Origin of the sequence: Leuconostoc garlicum (assembly GCF_001998805.1) — a bacterium.
Taxonomy (GTDB): domain Bacteria; phylum Bacillota; class Bacilli; order Lactobacillales; family Lactobacillaceae; genus Leuconostoc; species Leuconostoc lactis.
Map to the genome: position 1 here is coordinate 1,496,502 of NZ_CP016329.1, position 21,852 is coordinate 1,518,353.

Annotated in this window: 25 protein-coding genes, 2 tRNA genes and 1 other annotated feature; of the genes, 7 read left to right on the forward strand and 20 right to left on the reverse strand. The window is 42.0% G+C overall.

Going from position 1 to position 21,852, the window contains the following annotated elements; translation table 11 throughout:
* Both A9176_RS07545 and A9176_RS07550 read right to left on the reverse strand, forming a co-directional pair.
* Window positions 1–1,056 carry an ABC transporter ATP-binding protein gene (locus A9176_RS07545; protein ID WP_077282999.1) on the reverse strand — a complete coding sequence of 352 codons (1,056 nt, stop codon included), beginning with the start codon at window positions 1,054–1,056 and terminating at the stop codon, window positions 1–3.
* Between the two features lie 146 nt (window positions 1,057–1,202).
* Window positions 1,203–2,144 carry an NAD(P)-dependent oxidoreductase gene (locus tag A9176_RS07550; RefSeq protein WP_077283002.1) on the reverse strand — a complete coding sequence of 314 codons (942 nt, stop codon included), beginning with the start codon at window positions 2,142–2,144 and terminating at the stop codon, window positions 1,203–1,205.
* 400 nt (window positions 2,145–2,544) lie between these two features.
* On the opposite strand from A9176_RS07550, the gene A9176_RS07555 reads away from it, so the two are divergent.
* From A9176_RS07555 to A9176_RS07565, 3 genes are all read left to right on the forward strand, one after another.
* A complete protein-coding gene (locus tag A9176_RS07555) occupies window positions 2,545–3,678 on the forward strand; it encodes a PTS transporter subunit IIC (RefSeq protein WP_048701959.1) in 1,134 nt (377 codons plus the stop codon).
* 58 nt (window positions 3,679–3,736) lie between these two features.
* Window positions 3,737–4,777 (forward strand): branched-chain amino acid aminotransferase, encoded by a 1,041-nt coding sequence (locus A9176_RS07560; protein WP_029509817.1) that lies wholly within the window; start codon window positions 3,737–3,739, stop codon window positions 4,775–4,777.
* A gap of 133 nt (window positions 4,778–4,910) precedes the next feature.
* Window positions 4,911–4,982: transfer RNA gene (locus A9176_RS07565), tRNA-Glu, on the forward strand.
* A gap of 72 nt (window positions 4,983–5,054) precedes the next feature.
* Here A9176_RS07565 and A9176_RS07570 read toward each other — a convergent pair.
* From A9176_RS07570 to A9176_RS07610, 9 genes are all read right to left on the reverse strand, one after another.
* Complete coding sequence (locus tag A9176_RS07570; protein WP_010004442.1) at window positions 5,055–5,585, reverse strand: YutD family protein; 531 nt, start codon at window positions 5,583–5,585, stop codon at window positions 5,055–5,057.
* 23 nt (window positions 5,586–5,608) lie between these two features.
* Window positions 5,609–6,958, reverse strand: a complete 1,350-nt coding sequence (locus A9176_RS07575; RefSeq protein ID WP_077283004.1) for a bifunctional metallophosphatase/5'-nucleotidase — start codon at window positions 6,956–6,958, stop codon at window positions 5,609–5,611.
* A gap of 29 nt (window positions 6,959–6,987) precedes the next feature.
* Window positions 6,988–7,605 carry a metallophosphoesterase family protein gene (locus A9176_RS07580; RefSeq protein WP_077283006.1) on the reverse strand — a complete coding sequence of 206 codons (618 nt, stop codon included), beginning with the start codon at window positions 7,603–7,605 and terminating at the stop codon, window positions 6,988–6,990.
* A gap of 52 nt (window positions 7,606–7,657) precedes the next feature.
* Window positions 7,658–8,104 (reverse strand): hypothetical protein, encoded by a 447-nt coding sequence (locus A9176_RS07585; protein ID WP_029509813.1) that lies wholly within the window; start codon window positions 8,102–8,104, stop codon window positions 7,658–7,660.
* A 1-nt stretch (window position 8,105) separates the two neighbouring features.
* Window positions 8,106–9,200: a M24 family metallopeptidase gene (locus tag A9176_RS07590; protein WP_077283008.1), complete on the reverse strand. Its 1,095-nt coding sequence runs from the start codon at window positions 9,198–9,200 to the stop codon at window positions 8,106–8,108.
* A 116-nt stretch (window positions 9,201–9,316) separates the two neighbouring features.
* A complete protein-coding gene (rpmA, locus tag A9176_RS07595; RefSeq protein WP_010000600.1) occupies window positions 9,317–9,634 on the reverse strand; it encodes a 50S ribosomal protein L27 in 318 nt (105 codons plus the stop codon).
* Between the two features lie 28 nt (window positions 9,635–9,662).
* Window positions 9,663–9,962, reverse strand: coding sequence for a 50S ribosomal protein L21 (gene rplU / locus A9176_RS07600; protein ID WP_010000601.1), 300 nt, complete (start codon window positions 9,960–9,962; stop codon window positions 9,663–9,665).
* Window positions 9,963–9,973: 11 nt separating this feature from the next.
* Window positions 9,974–10,057, reverse strand: a sequence feature (ribosomal protein L21 leader region).
* A gap of 59 nt (window positions 10,058–10,116) precedes the next feature.
* Complete coding sequence (locus A9176_RS07605; protein ID WP_077283010.1) at window positions 10,117–10,692, reverse strand: TetR/AcrR family transcriptional regulator; 576 nt, start codon at window positions 10,690–10,692, stop codon at window positions 10,117–10,119.
* 29 nt (window positions 10,693–10,721) lie between these two features.
* Complete coding sequence (locus A9176_RS07610) at window positions 10,722–11,240, reverse strand: hypothetical protein (RefSeq protein ID WP_010004445.1); 519 nt, start codon at window positions 11,238–11,240, stop codon at window positions 10,722–10,724.
* Window positions 11,241–11,355: 115 nt separating this feature from the next.
* On the opposite strand from A9176_RS07610, the gene A9176_RS07615 reads away from it, so the two are divergent.
* Window positions 11,356–11,428 (forward strand) — tRNA-Arg (locus tag A9176_RS07615).
* Between the two features lie 289 nt (window positions 11,429–11,717).
* Here the strand turns inward: A9176_RS07615 and A9176_RS07620 are convergent.
* The 5 genes from A9176_RS07620 to dld form a co-directional block, all read right to left on the reverse strand.
* Entirely contained in the window at window positions 11,718–11,918 is a 201-nt protein-coding gene (locus tag A9176_RS07620) for a cold-shock protein (protein ID WP_029509760.1), read from the reverse strand.
* 621 nt (window positions 11,919–12,539) lie between these two features.
* Window positions 12,540–13,118 carry a hypothetical protein gene (locus A9176_RS07625; RefSeq protein WP_077283012.1) on the reverse strand — a complete coding sequence of 193 codons (579 nt, stop codon included), beginning with the start codon at window positions 13,116–13,118 and terminating at the stop codon, window positions 12,540–12,542.
* Between the two features lie 383 nt (window positions 13,119–13,501).
* On the reverse strand, window positions 13,502–14,323 hold the full coding sequence (locus tag A9176_RS07630) for an IS3 family transposase (protein WP_157093711.1): 822 nt from the start codon (window positions 14,321–14,323) through the stop codon (window positions 13,502–13,504).
* A gap of 29 nt (window positions 14,324–14,352) precedes the next feature.
* Window positions 14,353–14,859 carry a transposase gene (locus A9176_RS07635; RefSeq protein ID WP_077281831.1) on the reverse strand — a complete coding sequence of 169 codons (507 nt, stop codon included), beginning with the start codon at window positions 14,857–14,859 and terminating at the stop codon, window positions 14,353–14,355.
* A 70-nt stretch (window positions 14,860–14,929) separates the two neighbouring features.
* Window positions 14,930–16,609, reverse strand: coding sequence for a D-lactate dehydrogenase (gene dld, locus A9176_RS07640; RefSeq protein ID WP_029509758.1), 1,680 nt, complete (start codon window positions 16,607–16,609; stop codon window positions 14,930–14,932).
* 299 nt (window positions 16,610–16,908) lie between these two features.
* Between dld and A9176_RS07645 the strand changes: the two genes are divergently transcribed.
* A complete protein-coding gene (locus A9176_RS07645) occupies window positions 16,909–17,529 on the forward strand; it encodes an NAD-dependent epimerase/dehydratase family protein (RefSeq protein WP_229035053.1) in 621 nt (206 codons plus the stop codon).
* Window positions 17,530–18,214: 685 nt separating this feature from the next.
* The gene (locus A9176_RS07650; protein WP_029509756.1) at window positions 18,215–18,436 is read left to right on the forward strand and encodes a hypothetical protein; all 222 of its coding nucleotides are present in this window, start codon (window positions 18,215–18,217) and stop codon (window positions 18,434–18,436) included.
* 94 nt (window positions 18,437–18,530) lie between these two features.
* Here A9176_RS07650 and A9176_RS07655 read toward each other — a convergent pair whose 3' ends face one another.
* The 4 genes from A9176_RS07655 to A9176_RS07670 form a co-directional block, all read right to left on the reverse strand.
* Window positions 18,531–18,806, reverse strand: a complete 276-nt coding sequence (locus tag A9176_RS07655) for a hypothetical protein (RefSeq protein WP_077283016.1) — start codon at window positions 18,804–18,806, stop codon at window positions 18,531–18,533.
* Between the two features lie 404 nt (window positions 18,807–19,210).
* On the reverse strand, window positions 19,211–19,720 hold the full coding sequence (locus A9176_RS07660) for a hypothetical protein (RefSeq protein WP_077283018.1): 510 nt from the start codon (window positions 19,718–19,720) through the stop codon (window positions 19,211–19,213).
* Window positions 19,721–19,882: 162 nt separating this feature from the next.
* Window positions 19,883–20,269 carry a DUF805 domain-containing protein gene (locus tag A9176_RS07665; RefSeq protein ID WP_010000682.1) on the reverse strand — a complete coding sequence of 129 codons (387 nt, stop codon included), beginning with the start codon at window positions 20,267–20,269 and terminating at the stop codon, window positions 19,883–19,885.
* A gap of 150 nt (window positions 20,270–20,419) precedes the next feature.
* Window positions 20,420–21,049: a pyridoxamine 5'-phosphate oxidase family protein gene (locus A9176_RS07670; RefSeq protein ID WP_077283020.1), complete on the reverse strand. Its 630-nt coding sequence runs from the start codon at window positions 21,047–21,049 to the stop codon at window positions 20,420–20,422.
* 245 nt (window positions 21,050–21,294) lie between these two features.
* Between A9176_RS07670 and mscL the strand changes: the two genes are divergently transcribed.
* Window positions 21,295–21,675, forward strand: coding sequence for a large conductance mechanosensitive channel protein MscL (mscL, locus tag A9176_RS07675; RefSeq protein ID WP_077283022.1), 381 nt, complete (start codon window positions 21,295–21,297; stop codon window positions 21,673–21,675).
* Window positions 21,676–21,852 lie beyond the last annotated feature (177 nt).

The window sequence follows — 21,852 nt, forward strand, 5'->3', positions numbered from 1 at the left end:
TCACACCCCCACCGTGGCGAGCATTTTACCAGCCAAATCAAAATAGTGTAGTGCTGATCGTGGGACATACAACGTGATAAATTGTTGCGCCGTCAGATCATGTTGGCCAGCAATTTTAAATTGCAAGGGTTCTTCTCGGCCGTTAATTGTCCCAAACAATAAGGTTTCCGACCCGATTTGCGTCACCGTTGTGACCCAGAAATCAATCGCTAAATCATCCGCATTTTCAGGTGTGAGTCGGGCTGCTTCTGGTCGAATACCAACCAAAGCATCCGGATCATAGGGCGTATCAATGACGACCCCCTGATTTTGCCAGTCCGTCACGCCAGGTAGCACATTCATTTTTGGTGTCCCAAAGAACTGGGCCACAAACGTATTGGCTGGGAGCTGATAAAGCTGCATCGGCGTACCAATTTGTTGTACCACCCCATCATTTAAAATCATCACCCGATCCCCCATCGTCATTGCTTCGGTTTGATCATGGGTAACGTAGACCACCGTGATGCCAAGCTTACGTTGCAAAGCTTTAATGTCATAACGCATACTTTCTCGTAGTTGGGCATCTAGGTTGGAGAGCGGTTCGTCCATTAAAATGATTTCTGCACCAGAGACAATACTCCGTGCTAAGGCCACGCGTTGACGCTGACCACCGGACAATTCACGCGGATAGCGATACGCATAATCGGTCATGTTGACCATCTCTAAGGCATCGGATAGCCGTTGAAGCTGGGTAGCGCTGTCTACCTTCCGGGCTTTTAACCCAAAAGTAATGTTATCGGCGACGGTCATATTGGGATAAAGCGCATAGTTTTGAAATACCATGGACAAATGACGGGCCTTTGGTGGCAAATCATTCATACGCTCCCCATCAATGATTAAATCACCACCAGTAATGGGTTCTAAACCGGCAATCATTCTTAAAAGGGTTGATTTACCCGACCCAGATGGGCCAACCATCACAAAAAACTCACCTGGCATAATCGACACCGTGACATCTTTAATCACCGCTTCTTGCTGCTGATCATAGACTTTTTGTAGTCGTTTCAACTCAATCATACAAATCCCTACCTTTCCTAATGATTTAATCGTAACAAGACCATGTCAACACCAAGTCAGCTAAATGATTAAAATATGTAAACAATTGTAAAGCGTCAGCCAACAAAAAAAGCCAAGATGTGATCATCTTGACTTTTTTGCAACGGTTAATACCCTTTATCTAAATTCACAACATTATAAGTTAGGCTGCCATCAGCAACAAAACCTGGAACATTTTTCTTAAATAATCGAAAGAGTCCACCTGTCCGGCCATAGTTTTCATGTTCACCCCAACTGGTATGCTGTGTTAACAAAATCTGTGGTCGTTCAAACAAAGGATGGTGTGTTGGCAAGGGTTCGGGTGTCGTGACATCAAGTGCCGCAAAGCGCACACGTGAATCATCAATTGCCGCTAACAAGGCGTCTTGATCTAAAGTCGTGCCACGACCAATGTTGACAAAGAGGAACAACTCATTCACTTGTTCAAAAAAATACTCATCAAAAAAGTTTTCTGTGTCTTTTGTGCCCGGCAGGCCATCCACAACGACGCGGGCTTTTGAAAGCCCTTCTTGATAATTTGTAATCGGATAAACCTCATCAAAGCCTGGGACGGCACGACCAGTCGTATTGACACCATAAACAGTGCCCCCAAATCCTTTAATTTGTGCTGCAATTTGCTGCCCAATGCGACCAGTCCCAAAAACTAAGACCGGCAGCTCACTAACCATATACTGATCGGTAAACGGTTCCCAGTGCTGTCGGGTCGCGTACACATTTAAGCCACGGGCAAAATACAAAATATAACTCAACACCGTTTGCGCAATTGGTTCGGCCTTTAAACCACTGGCATTCGTCACGATAATGCCACGTTCTTTAAGAATTTGCAAGGGTAAATAATCCACACCGGCTGATTGGGTCTGGATCCATTTCAATTTTGAGTCTGGTTGGGCCAGTATCTTATCGCCAATGCGATTGTCCCAGGCATAGCTAATCACAACATCGGAAATTTGTGCATCAGTAATCGTGTCTGGCGTCACAACGTCGATATCGTGTTCGGCCAAAAAAGCACGATCTTCTTCACTAATGGCTTTCACTGCTAATAGTAACATCTGATTTTCTCCAATCTGTTTTCTAATGTTATCATAACGCATTATTTTCTAACGGTTCGCGTGATTTTAATGAGTTTTAAATTAAAACGTTGACATTTAATTAACTTCATGCCATAATTTAAAACAACAAATCAAAGGAAATAAAACGATGTACTTACTTGCAACTGACAACTTCACAAACGTCATTAAGATCAACGCCGTCATTATTATGTGACTTCTCGCTGGTCTATTTTTGCTACCAGTCGAGAAGGTTTCTCGACTGGCGCAAAAATGTTGCTCAAAACGACATTTTCTAGAGGCGCTAGTATTCAACTAGCGCCTCTTTTCTTTTTGATTTAATGGCACTGTACTACTGTTACGTTGGCGCGCACGTCAACAGTCCACCACGGAGGAAAATCACATGGATCTTACTGCAAATGCAACCCCAACAATGGCCGAAAGCGACCTATCCCTAACTGACAAAAAAGCTAAGCCAAAGACGGCCAGAGAGGTTGTCTTTGATGTCTCAACCGGTATTTCTAATGCCATTTTGGCAGTGCTTGGCATGGGCCTCTTGATGTCGTCATTAGGTAATTTATTCCACTACACACCACTCATCCAAGCCGGTTTGATGGGGCAAAAAATGCTCGCCCCTGCTCTGGGTGTAGGCATTGCCATTATGATGCGCGCCAACATTTTAACGACTGGGGCGGCGTTAATTGCGGCCACAGTCGGCTCAAACGCCGTTTATTTCACGACAACGGTTGTGCCTGGCACCCATACCGCAACTGGTTGGCTCGCTAATCAACCCGCTGGTTCATTGGTGATGACGTCAGGTCAACCCATCTCAGCCGTTCTTGCAGCTATTTTGGCCGTGTTGGTTGGTAACTGGCTAACTGGTAAAACACCACTTGACATGATGTTGGTGCCATTAGCTGCAACATTGGCCGGTACTTTCTTTGGTCTTGGGACTGCCGCCGTGACCACACCATTTTTGAACTGGGTTTCTGAATCACTCGCCTCAACAATGAAAGTGAATCCATTCCTTGGCGCCTTTGTCGTCGCATTTGTTTGGTTCCTCTTCTTAATGACCCCCGCTTCTTCAGCCGCTTTGGCGATCGCTGTCATGCTTGATCCGCTTTCTGGTGGGGCAGCCATGATCGGCACAACAGCTGGCTTCGTCGTTTACACTGCTATGGGTTGGACGCAAAATGATCTTGGTGCTAATTTTGCCCAAACAATTGTCACACCAAAAGTCCAATTCCCTAACCTCTTAAAGAGTCCCGTCTTGATGTTTGGTCCCGCCGTTGTCGCTGGTTTGTCAGCCATGGTAGCCGTTGGTGTGTTCCATTTGAAAGTCCCATTTGCCATCGCCGGTCTTGGCTTAAATGGCTTCATTGCCCCATTGGCACTCGCTTCAACCAATCCAACTGGCCTCTTGTTACTCGTTGTCTTTGGTATCGTCGTCCCTGTCGTAGCCTGCATGACAATGTACTATACGCTTAAGAAAATGGGTAAAACCCGTGAAAATGATTTACATTTAGATGTTGTTTAATTTTTAATGACGCGTTATAGTAGAATTATTATAATTTTATCAGAAAGAAGAATAGATTATGTCACAAAAGAAAGCACAACCCTCTGATTTCAACTGGTCTGAACTTGGTTTCGAATACCACGACCTCCCTTACCGTTTCCGTGCCTACTATAAGGATGGCAAGTGGAGTGAAGGCGGTCTCGAAACGGACTCAAATTTGCCAGTCAATGAAGCAGCCACTGGCCTTCATTATGGCCAAAATATTTTTGAAGGCCTCAAGGTTTATCGGCGTAAAGATGGTGGTGCTAATCTATTCCGCCCTGATCGTAATGCCAAGCGATTCCAAGATTCAGCTGCTCGTTTGATGATGGCCCCCGTACCTGAAGAATTATTCCTCCGTGGGTTACGTGAAGTCACCAAAGCAAACCAAGACTTTATCCCACCTTATGGCACAGGTGCGACGCTTTATCTGCGTCCCTTCGAATTTGGTGGTGGTCCAGTGGTTGGGGTGCATCCTGCTGACAATTATGTCTTTGAAGTTTACGCCACACCAGTAGGTGCCTACTATAAGGGTGGTTTGACGCCAACCGCTTATGTGACAAATCATTATGATCGTGCTGCCCATGGCGGTACAGGTGCTGCTAAGGCCGGTGGTAACTACGGTGCTTCTATGCTTGCTGGTCATGAAGCGCATGCAGCTGGCTACTCTGATGTGGTCTATCTTGACCCACGTTTGCATGAAAACATTGAAGAACTCGGATCAGCTAACTTCTTTGGTATTACCAAAGATGGGCGTTTCTTAACACCAAAGTCCCCTTCAATCTTGCCATCAGTTACCAAGTATTCATTGTTGGCTGTGGCTGAAGAACTTGGCCTTAAGGCAGAAGAAACCACGATTTCAATCAATGATTTGGATCAATTCGCAGAAGCTGGTGCCATGGGAACCGCTGCTGTAATCTCACCAGTTGGTTCAATTACACACAACGGTAAAAAGCACGTCTTCTATTCAGAAACAGAAGTTGGGCCATGGACGCAAAAGTTGTATGACCGCCTCACAGCGATTCAATATGGCGATGAGAAAGGCCCTGAAGGTTGGGCTGTTGATGTCCCACTTGATTAAATACCAAAACCTAGACCTAGCGTCTAGGTTTTTTTAATTTGGTGACATTTTTTCTGATTAACCTGTTGACAACTTTTTTTCGAGTTGGTATACTAATATAGTTGTCTGATACAGATCAGACATTACTGACCATGGCTCGTTGGTCAAGTGGCTAAGACGCTGCCCTTTCACGGCGGAATCGAGAGTTCGATTCTCTCACGAGCTATATCAAGTCGCGACTTCGGTTGTGGCTTTTTATGTGTCTTTTTAATCAAAAAAATAACAGCCGAGATGGCTGTTATTTTTGTTTAATGACGAAAGCGCGTTTTCCGGGCTTTTTATTATTTGACTTGGCCGTTTTGTGAGCGATCGGTGGTTTTGTGACCCGCTTTTCCTTTTCGGAATTCGACTTACGACGCTGATTGCGCCGTGAACGATTCGCATTTTTAGGCCGCGCTTCTTGTTCTAGCGGTCGTGGATTGACATTTTCTAGCACAAAATACGGCGCCCCAAAGTTCACATATTCATAAAGATAATCTTGTAAGGCTTCGATTTTATCATCATTGGCAACGTTTTTATCATTGCGATAAAAACCCTTCAACCGTAATTGTTCAGCGGAAATATCACCGACAATATAGTCATATTGTGCCAACAATGGCGTGTAGCGAACCGCAAGCATATCAAGGTCGAATGCTGACTTAAAATCTTCCACCAGTTCAAGTGTTAAGCGGTCAATTTCAATTTCATCCCCTTGTCGGGTTATGGCATACGCCTGTTTACGTTCTGCCTGTTGTAATAAGGTCCGTTCTTTCAAAGTATCGCGATCCATGTTGTCAACCGCCTTTCATATTTTTAAATATGCGCATATTTTGTTTGATAATACTGTCCCATAAGTTCGCGTAACAATAGATCCTGCGCAATGGTTACTGGTGCTTGTTGAATCACTGGGAAAAAAGGCACCCATTTATAGTGGTCAAGGGTCGCAATTTGATATTGTCGCGCGGGGTCAAGCTTGTGCCCATCAAGCCAAATTTGACCGTGTCGGTCACGATCTAACCCACTAAATCGCATATACCCAAACACCTTACCACGAAAACCACTGCCTTTAACCGGTAACGTCGACAGTTCGGCCTGCTGGTCGCTAATGGTCGTCACTAACTGACTAATCTCATCACCCGACAGTGTCATAACCATAGGGTTGATGGCATGTGGCATACTTTCAAGCAGTTCATAGTCACTCAACTCACCTGCTGGTAGCTCATCTACAAACATGCCGGTTGAGACCATGGCAATTGGGACATTAAAATATGCTTTTAGCGCACGCAACGCATCATAACTCTGCTCATCAGCCGAAATGTCACGTGGCAAATGGGTCACAATGCGCTGTTTTAAAAGTGATTGTCCCGTCTGTAACCAACCGTGCACCGCTGAATAATCATCATCAGCTTCGGCCATTTCATAAGTCGGTGTCACCTGCGCTTGTTGGGACACAATCTGATGATTACGCAACGTCAAGGTAATATCGCCGACATGGTTCCCATAACGACCTGCCGCTGCCAGCAAAGTCCCATTAACTATTTTACCATGTGGCAGCAAATGATGGGTGTGCGCACCAATCACAACATCAATGGGATATTTTGCCCCGATTTTTTCATCAGTTGGCAAACCTAAATGCGATAATAACACGACCACATCGGCCTGTGCCCGCAATGTTGGTAACAATGCCTGAATCGTTTCGTCAACAGCCTGCGGGTACCAGCCAAGCATTGGATAAGTTAACGTATACGGTGCTGTTAAGGCAAAGACCCCCACCCGTGTCCCAGCCGGCGTGGTCATGATTTTATACGGCTTCGCCCACGATGGCTGTTCGCCTGCTGATGAGGCTTTTAAATTGCTCAAAATCACATCAAAATTGGCGTCTTGATACAACGTTGCCATCGCCTCATGCGGTAAAACTAAGCCCTCGTTATTGCCAATTGTCACGCCATCATAATGCACCTGGTTCATTAGCGCAACATTTCCCTGACCCATCGTGGCATCAGTGAGCGGATGTAGGCGATCGATGGCATCGCCAATATCAAACGTATAATGCGTCGTTGGGGCTGCTTGTGCGTCTAACAAAAAGCGTTGAATCCGCGGCCAATTTTCAAGGTGCGAATGTACATCATTAGTGTGTAATAAATGAATGGTTTCAGTTGCCATCGGTCTCCTTTCTACTCTCGATCATGATGTTATTGCCGTTGTAAATAATCGCGTCGTTTACCTAAAATAATTGCGACTACTTCTGCCTCACTTAACGGTGCGCCAAAAGGCACACTGTTTGTCGGTAAATAATCACGATCAGGGGAATCAATCCCGACGTTAATATTTTCTTTATGGTGGATGCTGGCATGATGTATATGACCATGTAAGTTGATCTTATTTTTAGTCAAATCAAATAACAACGGATAATGTGTTAAAAAGACTTCGTAGTGGGCAAATTTCATGCGCGTGCCGACTTCATGGACGCTAAATTTAGGTCGTCCCTTGTCGTCTATGTCATTATGCGCCAATAAATATTTTAAAAACGCTGATGTGTCGTGATTGCCTTTAATCAGCACCAGTCGGCCATTAAGCCGTTGCAAATAGACCAGCATCTCCGCCATCATTTGCTTCGCTGGTCGATCAACTGCCAGCATGATATCACCCAAATGATACACCGTATCGGTTGGTTTTACCCGCGCATTCCAATTAGCAACAATGGTTTCATTCATTTGGTCAACGGTCACAAATTGATCTCGTGGCGCAAAAAAGCCGCCATACAGTAAGTCACGATGAAAAAAATGGGTATCAGCCGTAAAGAAATTCATCTCGTCCCTCTTCTACCACAATGGGCAAAAAGACGTTGCGTTGAGCAACGTCTTAATGCGCCAATTGATACAAATAATCTGAAAAATCTTGCAAATTTGCTGGAAAGGCGTTTAATCCCCAAATAATCCGTTCCTGCGCACCAGGGGCTTTAAACCTAACTCCCCACTCATCATTTAAGCTCGGATCCGGATAAGAAGGGCCACGGTAAGCCGTCATCCATGTCTCAAGATATTGCCAAGCAGTCTCCGCAATATCATCCCATTGTGCAGTCATATCAAGCCAGTCTTCACGGTAACGCCAATTGAATGGCTCACCAGCCGCATTAAAATGCGGATTGTAAAAATCAAAGTCTGGATCTGTAATATTTTTAACAGGCTGCGTCTTATCGGCAATCTGTAAAAAGGCATGCCCTTCATGGCGCTTAAGATAAACGTAGTCAAAGCCCGTTGCCAAGTTACCACGATAGAAAACTAAAAAATCTAATCGCCGACTTGCCATATTATGCCTCAATCACCAGCAAGTCCTTAGGCAAACTTGCCGTTAAGTTTTCATAACCAGTTGGTGTCACAATCACATCGTCTTCGATCCGTACACCACCCTTACCAGCTAAGTAAATGCCTGGTTCAATCGTGAGTAAGTGACCAGCTTGCATTTCATCACTTGAACGTGCACTTAGCGCTGGACCTTCATGAATGTCTAAGCCTACACCATGACCTGTTGAGTGGTTGTATGCCTCGCCATAACCATGTTCAGTAATGTATTCACGCGCAACACGGTCAACTTCACTACCAGAAATACCTGGCTTAATCACATCAATGGCATTTTCATTCGCTTGCTTGACAATGTGATAAATCTTTTGCAATTCTTCATCCACTTCGCCAATCGCAATGGTCCGTGTAATATCTGAAGTGTAATCATCCACATAGTAACCAAAGTCAATCGTCACCAATTCACCAGGTGCAATCACTTTATCAGTGGCTTCCCCATGAGGCAAGGCCGCACGATAACCAGATGCCACAATCGTATCAAATGAAGCTTTTTCTGCGCCATAAAACTTTTGCAAACGGTCCAATTCATTCGCTACTTGACGTTCTGTCATACCCGGCTTAATGAAAGCCATCAAGTCATTAAAGGCCTTAATTGACGCATCCGCTGCACGGCGTAGCGCAGCTAATTCAGCTTCATCTTTAACTTCACGAAGTGCTTCAATCGCTTCTGGTACGGCATCAAAGCTGATATCAGCTGGTAGGAGTTCATCCATCACATCATAAACAGCATAAGGCATGCTAGCTTCAAAGCCCAACCGCTTAACGCCAAATTCAACCGCTGTTTGAGCAGCTGCTTCATAATAGGCCCGCGTGACCATAAAATCGACCCCTTCAGGCAAGCGATCCTTATAGTCTTCTTCATAGCGGGCATCAGTAATCAGACGTGCCCGATCGGGACCAACCACGACCACACCATCGCCAGTGCCACCGTCAAACCCTGTCAAATACTTTGTGTTGGCGCCTTGATAGACCACCAACCCATCGAGATCGAGCTTTTTTAAGAGTTTTTGTAATTTAGCAATGCGTGATTCAAAATAGTTCGTCATATCGCAACACATCCTTTTTATTTAATCGATGTTTCTATTATAACACAATCTCATAATTATTAATTTAAGCTCATAAAAAAGACACAACCTTAATTGGTTGTGTCTTTTAATCGAAATTACTTAGCAGCTGCCAAGATTTCGTTGTATTGTTCACGTGTGTAAACAGATACTTGGCGCTTGTCACGACCCTTACGTTCGAACTTAACAACACCGTCTGTCAAAGCAAACAATGTGTCATCGCCACCCTTTTTAACGTTCACACCTGGATAGATGTGTGTTCCACGTTGGCGATAAATGATTGAGCCAGCCTTCAAAGCTTGTCCGTCAGCAACCTTAGTTCCTAGACGACGACCAGCTGAGTCACGACCGTTGGCTGAAGATCCGCCACCCTTGTGGTGCGCGAACATTTGCAAGTTTTCTTGATTCATCAACATAAGTCTATTTCTCCTTTACAAGTAATGATTACGCGATTGAATCAATCTTCACGCGTGTATATGGTTGGCGGTGGCCTTGCTTAGAATGCATGTTCTTCTTGGCCTTGTACTTGAAAGTGATAACCTTCTTTTGCTTACCTTGCTTTTCAACAGTACCAGTAACCTTTGCACCGTCGACAAAAGGTGTTCCAACCTTGCCATCAACCAAAACAACTTGGTCAAAAGTTACCTTTTCACCTTCAGCTGCATCCAACTTTTCGACGAAGATTGTGTCGCCTTCAGCGACCTTATATTGCTTGCCGCCTGTAACAATAACTGCGTATGCCATTATTGAATTCTCCTTATACTTAGACTCACCATCCCAGGCGGGCCGGCTCTAGTCCGACACGTACTTCAACCTGTTCTGAGTGGTTGTAGCTCTGCTAACAACTTTTCAATTATAACAAATCTTAAACATTTCGTCAAGAACGGGCGTCACAATCTCAATTGATCATGTCAAAATCAAATAAATTCAGACCTGTCTGACTTACCGCAGTGGTATTCACGCGTAAAATATCCGTGAATTCCTGCAAGAGCGCCACCTGGTTTAAATCCATATTATCTAACAACCATTTTGAAATTAAGGCCCAAAAGGCGCCAATGACAGCTTCCCACTGATAAACCATTTGCCGGTGATACGCCTCATCTTCTAAGTTGCCGAGCTGCGTCAACATTTGGGTACGCATACGCGACATCAAGGTGGCAAAGTAAATGCCATCACTATGCAAATTCAACACGGCATTATAAAAGGCAGCGCGGGCACTAATTGCCTGAATCATTTTAGCAACACGAAATTGACCTTGAATATGTTGGGTAAATTCTACCAACAAGTTATTATTCACTTCTGAAATCAAATGTTCCTTATTTTTGTAGTACTTATAAAAAGTACCCCGCGTCACTTGCGCACGGTTCAAAAGTGTGGTGATTGAAAAATCCGGTTGGCTCGTAATTAGGCTTACCGTTGCTTCTTCAATCGCTTTTTTGGTTCTTAAAACACGAGCATCTTCTCTTTTAACCATTCCACTTCTCCACACGCAACAAGTCGTTCTTACTCGTCGTTTCTTGCACCAATTTTATAGATGGCTGATTCAATATTAAGATCTGTTTTCATTTGCTTGACGATATCTGCCCGTTGCGCTGAACTCTTATTCAAGGCATTCACTGACATCGTTATAATCGTATCAAACTTATCATGGAATCGTGACGCCACACTACCATCAATGTTGTAGTGCCCCTTTTGCGCGGCATGCACAATCGTGATAATACCCTGATCGCCATAGAAAGCATCGCGCAAGGCTTGTGCATCAGCACTACTCAAGTTCTCGCTATTGTCTTTAATAATCACATTGCCGGCATTTTCAATGGCAGTCATTGTCTTTGGCTTATTATAATCAAACCGATCCAACGCTTGTACGAAATCTTTAATTTCACGCTGTGATCGTTGCAATTGCTTATAATCCGATTTTGGCATCGACACACCCGCATACTTAGGTTGCTGATTTGCGATAAACAATGCGGATAACAGCACAACGACGATCACGCCAAGGGCAATAAATGCTTTTCTCATGAGTTACTTCTCCATGTCTTCATTGTATATAGTATACTATGAATTTCTAATGAACAAAATAGGCGTATTCATTCTTTATCAATCGCATCATTTATGCTATGATATTAGTTGTATTGCGCTGGTAGCTCAGCTGGATAGAGCAGCCGGTTTCTACCCGGCAGGTCGAGGGTTCGACTCCCCCCAGCGCATTTTCACCGCTTTACCACAATTGTTGGTAGAGCGGTTTTTTTGTCGCTTAAACCCTTAGTACGTAAGGTTTTTTGGTTGCTTAGAGTTATCAGTAGTTTTCGTTGTTTTTCACTATTTTTCGAGCGTAGTGCTACAAAATGGCTACACAAAAACCAGCAAATAATATGCTGGTTTTTCTACTATATATTTTTTTAAAACCAAACTAACATACCTGTTAGTTTGGTTTCTTTTTTATTCTTATCACCAATTGTGTAAATAAAAAAGCTCACCGTAGTGAGCTTTTACTGATTAACCTTTAACGATATTAGTGGCTTGCAAACCGCGATCGCCATTTTCAACATCGAAAGTCACTGATTGACCTTCATCAAGTGTCTTAAAGCCATCGCTTTGAATAGCTGAGAAGTGGGCGAAGACATCATCACCGTTTTCACGTGTGATAAATCCAAAACCCTTATCGCCATTAAACCACTTTACTGTGCCTGTTTCCATTATATGTTTCTCCTTTGGTGTACTCACCAATCTTTTTTGTAATTTAAATAATTGGTACTGAGTGTCCTTCAAGAAAAGAGAAATCAAAATCAAAAACTTTATTACTCATTTACTATAACACGGATCACAATGAAATAGCAAGCAAATAAACAAATCAATATATTTTTGTCAATTTATTCCGTTTGTTGATGCCGCGTTTTTTGTTGTGTAACCGTTGTTGTCGCAAGGTTTTGCGTTGTGGTGAAGTTGCAATAATTTTCCCGACAAAATGCCAACAAAAAAGCCATGATTACCGTTTAAGGTCAATCATGGCTCGCGTCTCCCAGCATCCCAGCACCTATAATAATCAGGAGTATTTTTATAAAAAATATATTATGTCAGTCTACGTTTAAATATGCAAAGAAGTACGCTGGTTGTTGTGAACAATGCAAATATTATAACGTGCTGGGATGACGTAACTGATACGTTACTAGAATAATTTATCATATGCGTTATTAAATTGTCAAACCTTTATCAAAATAAAAAAAGACGTCCTTATTTGCGTCTTTTATCCCCGTTGTTGACCCCATATGTATCGAGAAACCATCGTGATCTCTCGATGCTGTGCGTGCAATCCCGTTATTAGTTCTGGTGCTTGTTCAAAACGCTTTGCGCATACTGATCAAGTTGCTGCACATCTTGGGTTGCGTTATCAAGTTGACCCTGTAACTGATTTCCCTTGGTATTTGCATCACGCAAATCGTTTTGTGCAGTTTGTAATTGTGCCTGAGTTTGGTTCGCCTTCTGATTGGCATCATTCAGCTGAGATTGAATACCATCTAATTCTTTTTGTTTATCCGCAACTCTCTGGTTGCCTTCCGCAATTTTTTGATTAATTTCGTCAATCTTTTGTTGAATTTCTTTTTGTTTATCATCATTTGCTCGTTGCAAGTCGCCTTGCAATTGCGCTACTTGCGTTTTGTAATTTGATACATCGTTCTGAGCAGACGTTAACTGATTCTGGAATTCATTATTTTGGTGTGTCAAATTTGAGATCGCTTGAGATTGCACGGTCAACTTACTATCCAACTGATCAATAATGCCTTTGATCTGATTCATCGAGGCGCTTCCTGTCCACCCCGCGTAATCTGCCAATATTTTCCCACCCATAAGGGTCATTGCTGTGACTGCCAGGACAACCACTAATTTGTTGATTTTCATATAGCCTTCTTTTCTATTTTATGTTATTACATTCACACAACTTTAATAATGTAGCGCCCTTTCTCCATATAGTTAATTGAATCTTATTCATTTCCAAAAGGTATAAAATGAATTTCACTCACTTAATGTAAGTGCTAACAAATGTTGGTATACCAATATTTGTACGAATAAATTTCCAATTTTTATAAATCAAACGCAGATGAAATATCACAATAGAAATGTTTTTATATGCTATTTTTTCTTGTGGTTTTAAGTGCTAAGTATACCAATATTGACAAGCTAAAAGTTGCTAATGCACTTATTTTGCCTAAAAATAGACACAAAAAAAACGCAACCAGATTATGTGGTGTACCCAAAAAGTTAAAGTAAAATAGTTTAGTTCATTAAGCGGCCAGTTGTCGGTATTCTACCGGTGAGTGGCCGTTTAATTTTGTTTGTATGCGTGTGTTGTTGTAATACAGTATCCACTTTTTAACGGCCTCTATCAACGCTTTAGCTGATGAATACTTGTTTAGTGGCCCGATTTCAACTTTAAGCTTATTGAAGAAGCTTTCCATCACCGCATTGTCTAGAGCAGTCGCACGACGCGACATGCTTTGGATAATGTGGTTTTTCTTTAGTGTTTTACGCCATGTTCTGTGGCGATATTGCCAGCCTTGATCCGTATGAATTGTTGTACGATACGAAAGTTTTGGCAGTTGCGCTACGAGCTGATTAAGCGGTTGTAAGGTAAAGGCGAGATCTGGACGCGTGCTAATGGCATAGGTAAGAATCTCATTGTTATACATATCAAGAATCGGTTCTAAATAGACCTTTTCACCAGTCGCTGAAATCTTAAATTCAGTAACATCGCTAGCTAATTTTTGTAATGGCCGATTAGTCTTGAAACGACGGTGAAGCTTGTTCTTCACACGTTTTCCTTCAGGTCCTTTGGATGAATCATACTGACGTGATTGCTTATTGTAGCCAACACCCTTTAGCCCCATTTCATGCATTAGCCGTTGTACTTTCTTGTGATTTACCGCTTTAAACGCTGGTTGTTGACGTAACTTTAAATACACTCTTCGCACACCGTAGTGATTATCAGCTTCCCAGATTGTCCTAATAGCCGCACGAAGGGGTGCATCAGGGTCATCATTTTTAAACTGTCGTTTCCAGTAATGCACTGTACTTTCTGCGATTGGCAGAACCTTTAGGATAGCCACCAATTTAAATTGCGCCTCGAGCCGGCAAGCTACTTCTGCGAGTTGTCGGTTCGTTGCTGAATCGAGGCTAATAATTTTAACGCTTCATTTTCAATCTTTAGTCGTAGGTTTTCGTCTTCTAGTTGGGCAATGTGTTTTTCAGTTTCTGTGAGCTGTTTTACTTGCTTAGGTTTCTTATTAGCCATTCTAGGTGATCGTCCTTTTTGAATAGATAATAACCCATTTGGCCCTAGTTGTGAATAGATCTTCTTCCACGAAACAATTTGGGCAATGCCTGTATAGCCGAACTTAGCAGCCACTTGACTATGAGAAGCGTTATTTTGAATGGCCCATGATGCCACTTTAATCCTAAATTCAGGTGTGATTGCTGGTGGATTAAATAATATATCTGATCCAAAACTTTTGTATGCGGCAATAAGCATGCGAAAGACACTGTTAGCAATACCATATCGAGCAGTAATGCCACGTATGGAATATTTTCCAGACAGATAATCTTGAATTGCCTGAAGTTTAATTTGTTTTGAAATTTTAGTCATAAATAAAACCCCGAAAGTTGCTTTAACTTTCGGGGTACGCCACATTATCCAGTTGCGCCTTTTAGCGTTATTAATACTCACCCCAATACTTAGACATTGATTGTTGCCCAATACCAGGATTAAAGCTGTTAGTTGGATCGTTTTTACGATAGTGATCCACCAATGCGGGGGCTGCGAGGTACAAGTGGCCGACATTATGTTCGGCCGGATACACCGCATGACGGGCATCCAAAATTTTTAACATTTCCTGTTTGAGTGCATGAGCATCGACCCCAGGCTTCAAGATATAATCCTGATGCATCACATGATCGAGTAAGTGACCATAGTAGATTTTATAGGCAATTTTCTCTTCGATTTCAGCTGGTAACTGCTCAAACCAATGATATTCATTGCTTGCAAAAGCAATATCTAACGGCAAAATGTCGATGGTATCTTGTTTGAGTTCTTGATAGCGAATCGCCACACCGGCCGTCACATAGCGGTGTGTCTCTGCCTTACTGGTTTCATTCGCATCCGCTTCAAAATAATCCCCGTCCTGAGTTGGGAAGAATGACGCCAAATACTCACGTGCTTCAGCAATCCCATCCCCAGCCATTTTAAGTTGCAAGTAGTGGTCATACTTGTCATGGTACGCTTCTAACCGTTCTGGTAATTGATTGGGGAAAAGATGACTGGCACCTTGCAATAACCGATCTGGGAAATAAGGCTTAAAGAATGGCACATGCTTTAAGAAACGTTCACCCCACGCTTTCAAGGCAAACATTTGTGGTAAGTGGCCAGTCCCGATTTTTTCAATCACAATTAGCGAGTCTTTCCCGTATTGCTTAGCGAGTTCGTAGGCTGTTTTATGCATATACTCACCAGACACTGGCAAAGATTTGAAATGCGTCATGATATGACGCCGAATATCTTCTAATTCATCTGGGTTATTGGTCCCGATGTAAAAGACCTGTGTGGTCTCATCTTTGGGAAAGGTATCTAGCCGGACCGCTAATGCGGCAACGTGCCCGGCAGAACCGGAAACTTCAAATAATTCTTTTGGATTAGCATTGTAACGAATCGGTTGATCAGAATCGACATCACGAACGACCTGTTCATGATTGTGCATGGAGCCGTGATGCTCAGTTGCTGGCACTTGGTTTAAATCAAAGTTGCGATTTTCCAAATTGGTAATAATTTCTTCAGGTGTATCACCCAAATCAATGCCAAGATGGTTCACTAGATGCATCTCATCGTTTTCATCAATCCAGACATAAAGTGACAATTCAGTATAGGCTGGGCCACGACGAATCAAGGCACCCCCAGAATTGTTGTTAATGCCGCCAATGACTGAGGCACCGAGATTTGATGAACCGATAACCGAATGCGGTTCACGATTTAAGGGTCGTAAAGCATTCTCCAACTGGAAAAGCGTTGTGCCCGGAAAGGCCAAAACTTGTTCCCCATGATTAATCAGTTCCAAATCCTTAATTTTCATGCCGTTGACAACCACAGCTGGGCGATCATAACCAGGTGCTGGGACTGACCCTTCTGTCAAACTTGTATTGGCTGCTTGCATAATAATCACGATGTTATGCTCATGCAAAACATTCAATACACGCCACATGGCCATGAGACTGGTTGGGAAAACCACTGCTACGGCATCACCATGTCCTGAACGATAACCTTTACGAAAACGTAACGTCTTCCCGGCATTCGTGATGACATTTTTCTTGCCAACAACCGCAACCAATTCATCAACTAAACTCATACTTCTTGCAATCCTCCGTAATTCTGTGATATATAGACTAACATTACCTTTCATCATACGCCTTTTTTAGTCAAATGGGCACATAAATGTCTATTTTTCAGAAAATATTACCAAGATATTTTTTAATTTCCGAACAATTGTACGAATCAGGGTTTTTCATCTCAATTGCAATATGATTTGATGTCTAATTGGCTTATCCGAATCGCCAACTCACGCACTTTCCCACTGCGTTATCAGGTATAATGACTTAACCTGCCCGCACCACTAATGGGCAACAACTATCAGATATGGAAATTACAATGATGAAAACAAAAGTTGTCATTGCTGGCGGCACAGGATTTGTCGGTCAAGGCATCATCCAGCAACTTGATCCAACACAATATGACGTTCATAGTTTATCCCGCCACGTGTACCACCCCCACACTAATGACAAAACAACTTACCACGTCGTCGATTTGTCTGATACACCAAGTGTGTCAGCAATCATCCAAGATGCTGATTGGGTGATTGACGCGGTCGGCATCTTGTTCCCCAACCCAATTAAAAAACAAAATTATCACAACAGCAGTTATGCACCTGCCAAATATCTCATCGATGCCTTGGTTTCCGCGCCACACGCGAAATTGCTTTTTATCTCGGCAAATGGTGGGCCATTTTTCATGGCGCCCTATCTCAAAGCCAAAAGAGCCGTTGAGGCGCGGATGCACGCCCTTTTACCCGAACGCGCGTATATGGTTTATCCAGGGATTATTTTTGACAAAGCACGTTTGAGCTCGTATTTCCTAGGACGCATTTTGTCACATTTAGACGGTATCCCGTATGTTAAAAAATTACGACCCATCAGTCGACAGGCCTTTGCCAGTGAGATTGCCCAGATATTGTCTGGCACCAGCAGTGCATTAGAAAAAAGACTAGCTTGACGCTAGTCTTTTTGGATTGACTTAAATAATACAAAAAAGTCATGACTTACAGGCGCTGTAAATCATGACTTACCTTCTCTCCATATCCCAACACTTACATTAATTTGGAGTATGCATTTTACAAAAAACATTATGTTAGTCTACGCTTAAATATTGCAAAGAAGTACGCTGGTTGTTTTCAACAATGATCAGTAATAAATATTATGTATGTGTTGGGATAGCGTAACTGATACGTTACTAGAATAATTTATCATATCAACCTGCAAATTGTCAAACCTTTATCAAAATTATAAAAACATCCCCTTATGTCAAGCTGGGTAAAGCTTTTTCCTGCAATTACGTCGTATAAATGTTATGCTTAAACGACAATATATCGGTTAAATAATCGCGTTATTTCTAGCCTTATGTCGATCACTGCATGTTAACGCATGTGTCATCATTGAAAGGATGATTATGAACTACTTTTTCAAATACGGTATCCACCAAGTCCAATGGCTATTTATGTTGATTTATGGCGTTGCGGCCGTAGTTGTTATTCTTGGACTGCTGTATTTTTTATGGTTAAAGTTCTATAAATAATGTCCGTGCCATTAAAACCTCAACTGCTGTTCCTTCGGTAAAATGTTAAGCGTTTGACTGCGGCGCTTTTTATGCTATACTTTTAAATAAGTATTTAGGGGGAATTATGTTAGAATTTACACTTAGTTTTATTAGTCTTATCATCATCGTCAGTGCCATCGGATCATTTATCACCCTGCGCCCAATTTTTCATACGCTAACGCGTAAGCAACAAACCTGGCTAACGATACTATTTGTAGCCATCGTGGTATCATTTTTATTCAATGAAATTCCCGACTTTATCCATGGCTTTAAAATCGGTGTCGAAACTGGTCGTTCAGCCTTTTAGCCTGTAAGCATCATTACTTCAGATGATGCTTTTTTGATGCAAAATAAAAAGCGCTGGAATTCGCGCTATTATCTCGATACTAGTGTATCCGTTCTCAATGTATGTTGCTCAGCCACATCGACCACATAATCCCGTTGTCTCGGGCAAAATCAGGCTTTTGGAGTTCGGTAAAAAACGCCAACCCTTGTTCTGACAATTTTTGTTCTAATGCCAGTCGTCTAAACCCGCTTTCTAATGAGCCCAACACAACAGTTTCATTGTCATGCGTTGTTTTGAGCCGCTCGATCGCACGATCTACAACTACTTGCTCCGCTGGATTAAGCGATAGTTGTGCCAATACTGTTAAGAGATCTTTTTTAGTTTTTGCCATTGTCATTCTCCCCTTCACTAAAGCATACCACAGGCACAACGTCAACACGCGAAATATGACAGCATGATGTGGTTTCCTAACCTTTATGCTTAAATACTCTCATAATCGACTACAAAAAAGCGCCCGACTAGTATAGTACTAACCGTGGCGCTTTTTAATATGGAAAATAAAACCCAGCACACTATCCGAATTGAGTAGACTAAAAGTATAGCGTTTGTTCTCGGGAAAATATTGCTAATTTTATGTTAAAGTGTGTGTTATGTGTTTCAACAGACGTGGACGTCATGTACTGGGCTAACGTAACCAATACGTTACAAGAATAATTTATCACATCCCCACCAAAATTGTCAAGCCTTTATCAAAATTTTATATCAAATTGATATCAGTTTATCATATGCTGACTTTTAGTGATTTTCCAGCGGCACAATGTGTGATATTGGATGCGCTTGTTTCAACTTGTTAAACAGTTTTAAAGTGATCGGACGGACAATAAAAAAGTATAACGGTATCGCAACAAAAAAAGTTTTGGCCCAATTGCCGACGTAACCCGAAATAAAATGCGGGTATAATTGTCGATGTATTTCCGTAAACCACACCATCATAACCGAAACGTTAAAAGTAATGACAAGTACCATAACACTGACATGTTTAGGGACATTTTTAGTCAGAATTGTTGGAAAATATCGATGTAACATCATGGCAATGGGCAACGACACGTAAGTCCGCAAATAGTAGATAAACATCACAACAAATGGATAAACAATCGCTACCCGCAATAACATTTTTTCTGAAAAACCATAACGAATGATTGTATTATAACTGGACATTACTGCCACCATGATCCCGACAAACACCCATGGTAGGGTATTTGGATGATGTAATAATTTGTGTAAAATCTGCTTGATTGGTAACATATATCCGCCTTTTTTATTTTATCTCTACTAAATATTACGCGATTTTTATCATAATAAGCGCTATATCTATACTAGTCCTTTTTTCAATGAGATACAAGTCACTTGCGCCATGTCACCACTACAGTGCCATCCCAAAACAAAAAGCGCCGATTGGCGCTTCATTTAAACACGTGATTGATTAATGACCCAGCGTGATTCTGGTGTTGTTGGTAGTACCATGAGTACAAAGAACCAAATCGTACCAATAATTGGCACAAATTGAATCAAGATCCACCCTGCACTATGATTGGTGTCGTGTAAACGACGAACCTTTAACGTTAATGTGGCAACCCAAACCAATAAATAGATGACTTGTGCGGTCGTATTTGTCGTTAAATCAGCAATATTATAAATATCGCCAAGCTCGTGACCTTGCAATTTTTCAATCACATTGACTAAAAGACCACCCAAAAAATAGTTAATGATCACTGGGATCCAGTATTGTGACCTGGTTGCCGTCGCATTCCAAGTCAAAATTTTCGTCCAAAACTCTTTATAACTCGTTAACATCGTCTTCCCTCCCGTTGCTTACTCTATATCTTGACACTGAATAAAATGATTGTCAAACAAAATACAACGCCTATTTACCATCATGATACAATTAAAAATCCCGAAAGTTGCTTTAACTTTCGGGGTACACCACAGCAGCGTGGTTTTTAGTTAGGCTTGAAAGTCGACCACTGTCGGACTAGTCTTGAATGATTCAACTAATGCTGAGCGGAGCGTCAATTGAATAATGGCGTTATGGTTGAAATCTTCAGATAACGCCTTAATTTCTGGATAGGCAGCCACCACTTGTTTAACATCTTCATCAGCAATTACCAACGCATCCACGGCATTTGAACTCACGCGAGTACCCGTTTGCTTGTCAAACCACGTCGTGATGGCAGCCGTGTGCGTCGCTTTGATATTTTTCACGCGCGCGGTTGTCTTATCTGTTACAATATAAAACACATTCTCAGCTGTGCTTGATTGCTTAAACGTGATCACACTGGCACTGATGACGTTATCGGCCGAAACCGTTGATAAAACAAGAATATTGTCCAGCATGTTGAGCGCATTTTGAAACACATTATCGGCTGTTGCATTAGTGCTCGTGCTGAACTTCTTGCGTTGCTTCATAATTGTTAATGCTGTGAGTGGCATCACCAAGATAATATAGCCCACAACGGTTAATACGAGCGCCTGCGCCAAATAACCTTGAATCCCAAGGGAAACAACAACGAATAGGGCGATAAATATTGCGACTAAAAACATCACAAAGAGTTGAATAAAGCGTTTTGCGTACATAATGACGATCAACATCCTTTCAGTTTTAAAAATTTTTTTGCAGCGTTGTCACTGTTTTTTTCCAACGCCTCTATTATACTATTTTCTCATTTAACTCGAAACAGATAAGTATTATTCAGCCTGATACGAACAGGACATCATTTTAATGTTGGCCGTTGTGGCTTATTGTGCATATTTTCACGCCCCTTATCGACTTATACAGACGTTTGTTGTGTGATATAATAGAAAAAAGGAGATAATATATTATGTGGAAAGAATTTAAAGAGTTCGCTTTTAAAGGGAACGTTGTCGATCTTGCCGTTGCCGTTGTCATTGGTGGCGCTTTCGGTTTGATCGTGAAGTCACTGGTTAACGATATCATCATGCCCCTTGTTGGTATTTTGATTGGTGGGATTGATGTCTCAAATCTTGCGATTAAAGTTGGCACAGCAACTGTTGCTTATGGTTTGTTCTTGCAATCTATCATCAACTTCTTGATTATTGCAGCCGCAATCTTCATGATGGTTAAAGTCTTCAACACAATGAACAAGAAGTCTGCTAAAGAAGCAGAAATTCTTGAAGTTGAAGATACAAAGACTGAAAAGTACTTGCAAGAAATCGTTAAACTTTTGTCAGAAAAGAAGTAAGTTCACGCCTTGGTTAAGCGTCAGTTTAACCTGAGCTAAAAAAGCGTCGGCCGCCTTATCGCGACCAACGCTTTTTTGTTTGTTCACTTATTATGCCATTATGGCAAAATAAAAACGCCGAAATCGGCGTTTAAATATTGTATTACTATGTACATCAGCCCCTGGAATATATTTCAA

Bases quoted from the DNA above. Each gene is read 5' to 3' on its own strand.
- A9176_RS07560 (WP_029509817.1), top strand. From the start codon at position 3,737: ATGTCACAAAAGAAAGCACAACCCTCTGATTTCAACTGGTCTGAACTT.
- A9176_RS07620 (WP_029509760.1), bottom strand. From the start codon at position 11,918: ATGGAAACAGGCACAGTAAAGTGGTTTAATGGCGATAAGGGTTTTGGA.
- A9176_RS07605 (WP_077283010.1), bottom strand. From the start codon at position 10,692: ATGGTTAAAAGAGAAGATGCTCGTGTTTTAAGAACCAAAAAAGCGATT.
- A9176_RS07670 (WP_077283020.1), bottom strand. From the start codon at position 21,049: ATGTACGCAAAACGCTTTATTCAACTCTTTGTGATGTTTTTAGTCGCA.
- A9176_RS07625 (WP_077283012.1), bottom strand. From the start codon at position 13,118: ATGAAAATCAACAAATTAGTGGTTGTCCTGGCAGTCACAGCAATGACC.
- dld (WP_029509758.1), bottom strand. From the start codon at position 16,609: ATGAGTTTAGTTGATGAATTGGTTGCGGTTGTTGGCAAGAAAAATGTC.
- A9176_RS07575 (WP_077283004.1), bottom strand. From the start codon at position 6,958: ATGGCAACTGAAACCATTCATTTATTACACACTAATGATGTACATTCG.
- A9176_RS07650 (WP_029509756.1), top strand. From the start codon at position 18,215: ATGTTAGAATTTACACTTAGTTTTATTAGTCTTATCATCATCGTCAGT.
- A9176_RS07570 (WP_010004442.1), bottom strand. From the start codon at position 5,585: ATGGATCGCGATACTTTGAAAGAACGGACCTTATTACAACAGGCAGAA.
- A9176_RS07550 (WP_077283002.1), bottom strand. From the start codon at position 2,144: ATGTTACTATTAGCAGTGAAAGCCATTAGTGAAGAAGATCGTGCTTTT.
- A9176_RS07660 (WP_077283018.1), bottom strand. From the start codon at position 19,720: ATGTTACCAATCAAGCAGATTTTACACAAATTATTACATCATCCAAAT.
- A9176_RS07555 (WP_048701959.1), top strand. From the start codon at position 2,545: ATGGATCTTACTGCAAATGCAACCCCAACAATGGCCGAAAGCGACCTA.
- mscL (WP_077283022.1), top strand. From the start codon at position 21,295: ATGTGGAAAGAATTTAAAGAGTTCGCTTTTAAAGGGAACGTTGTCGAT.
- A9176_RS07580 (WP_077283006.1), bottom strand. From the start codon at position 7,605: ATGAATTTCTTTACGGCTGATACCCATTTTTTTCATCGTGACTTACTG.
- rplU (WP_010000601.1), bottom strand. From the start codon at position 9,962: ATGGCATACGCAGTTATTGTTACAGGCGGCAAGCAATATAAGGTCGCT.
- rpmA (WP_010000600.1), bottom strand. From the start codon at position 9,634: ATGTTGATGAATCAAGAAAACTTGCAAATGTTCGCGCACCACAAGGGT.
- A9176_RS07665 (WP_010000682.1), bottom strand. From the start codon at position 20,269: ATGTTAACGAGTTATAAAGAGTTTTGGACGAAAATTTTGACTTGGAAT.
- A9176_RS07545 (WP_077282999.1), bottom strand. From the start codon at position 1,056: ATGATTGAGTTGAAACGACTACAAAAAGTCTATGATCAGCAGCAAGAA.
- A9176_RS07585 (WP_029509813.1), bottom strand. From the start codon at position 8,104: ATGGCAAGTCGGCGATTAGATTTTTTAGTTTTCTATCGTGGTAACTTG.
- A9176_RS07610 (WP_010004445.1), bottom strand. From the start codon at position 11,240: ATGAGAAAAGCATTTATTGCCCTTGGCGTGATCGTCGTTGTGCTGTTA.
- A9176_RS07635 (WP_077281831.1), bottom strand. From the start codon at position 14,859: ATGACTAAAATTTCAAAACAAATTAAACTTCAGGCAATTCAAGATTAT.
- A9176_RS07645 (WP_229035053.1), top strand. From the start codon at position 16,909: ATGATGAAAACAAAAGTTGTCATTGCTGGCGGCACAGGATTTGTCGGT.
- A9176_RS07590 (WP_077283008.1), bottom strand. From the start codon at position 9,200: ATGACGAACTATTTTGAATCACGCATTGCTAAATTACAAAAACTCTTA.
- A9176_RS07655 (WP_077283016.1), bottom strand. From the start codon at position 18,806: ATGGCAAAAACTAAAAAAGATCTCTTAACAGTATTGGCACAACTATCG.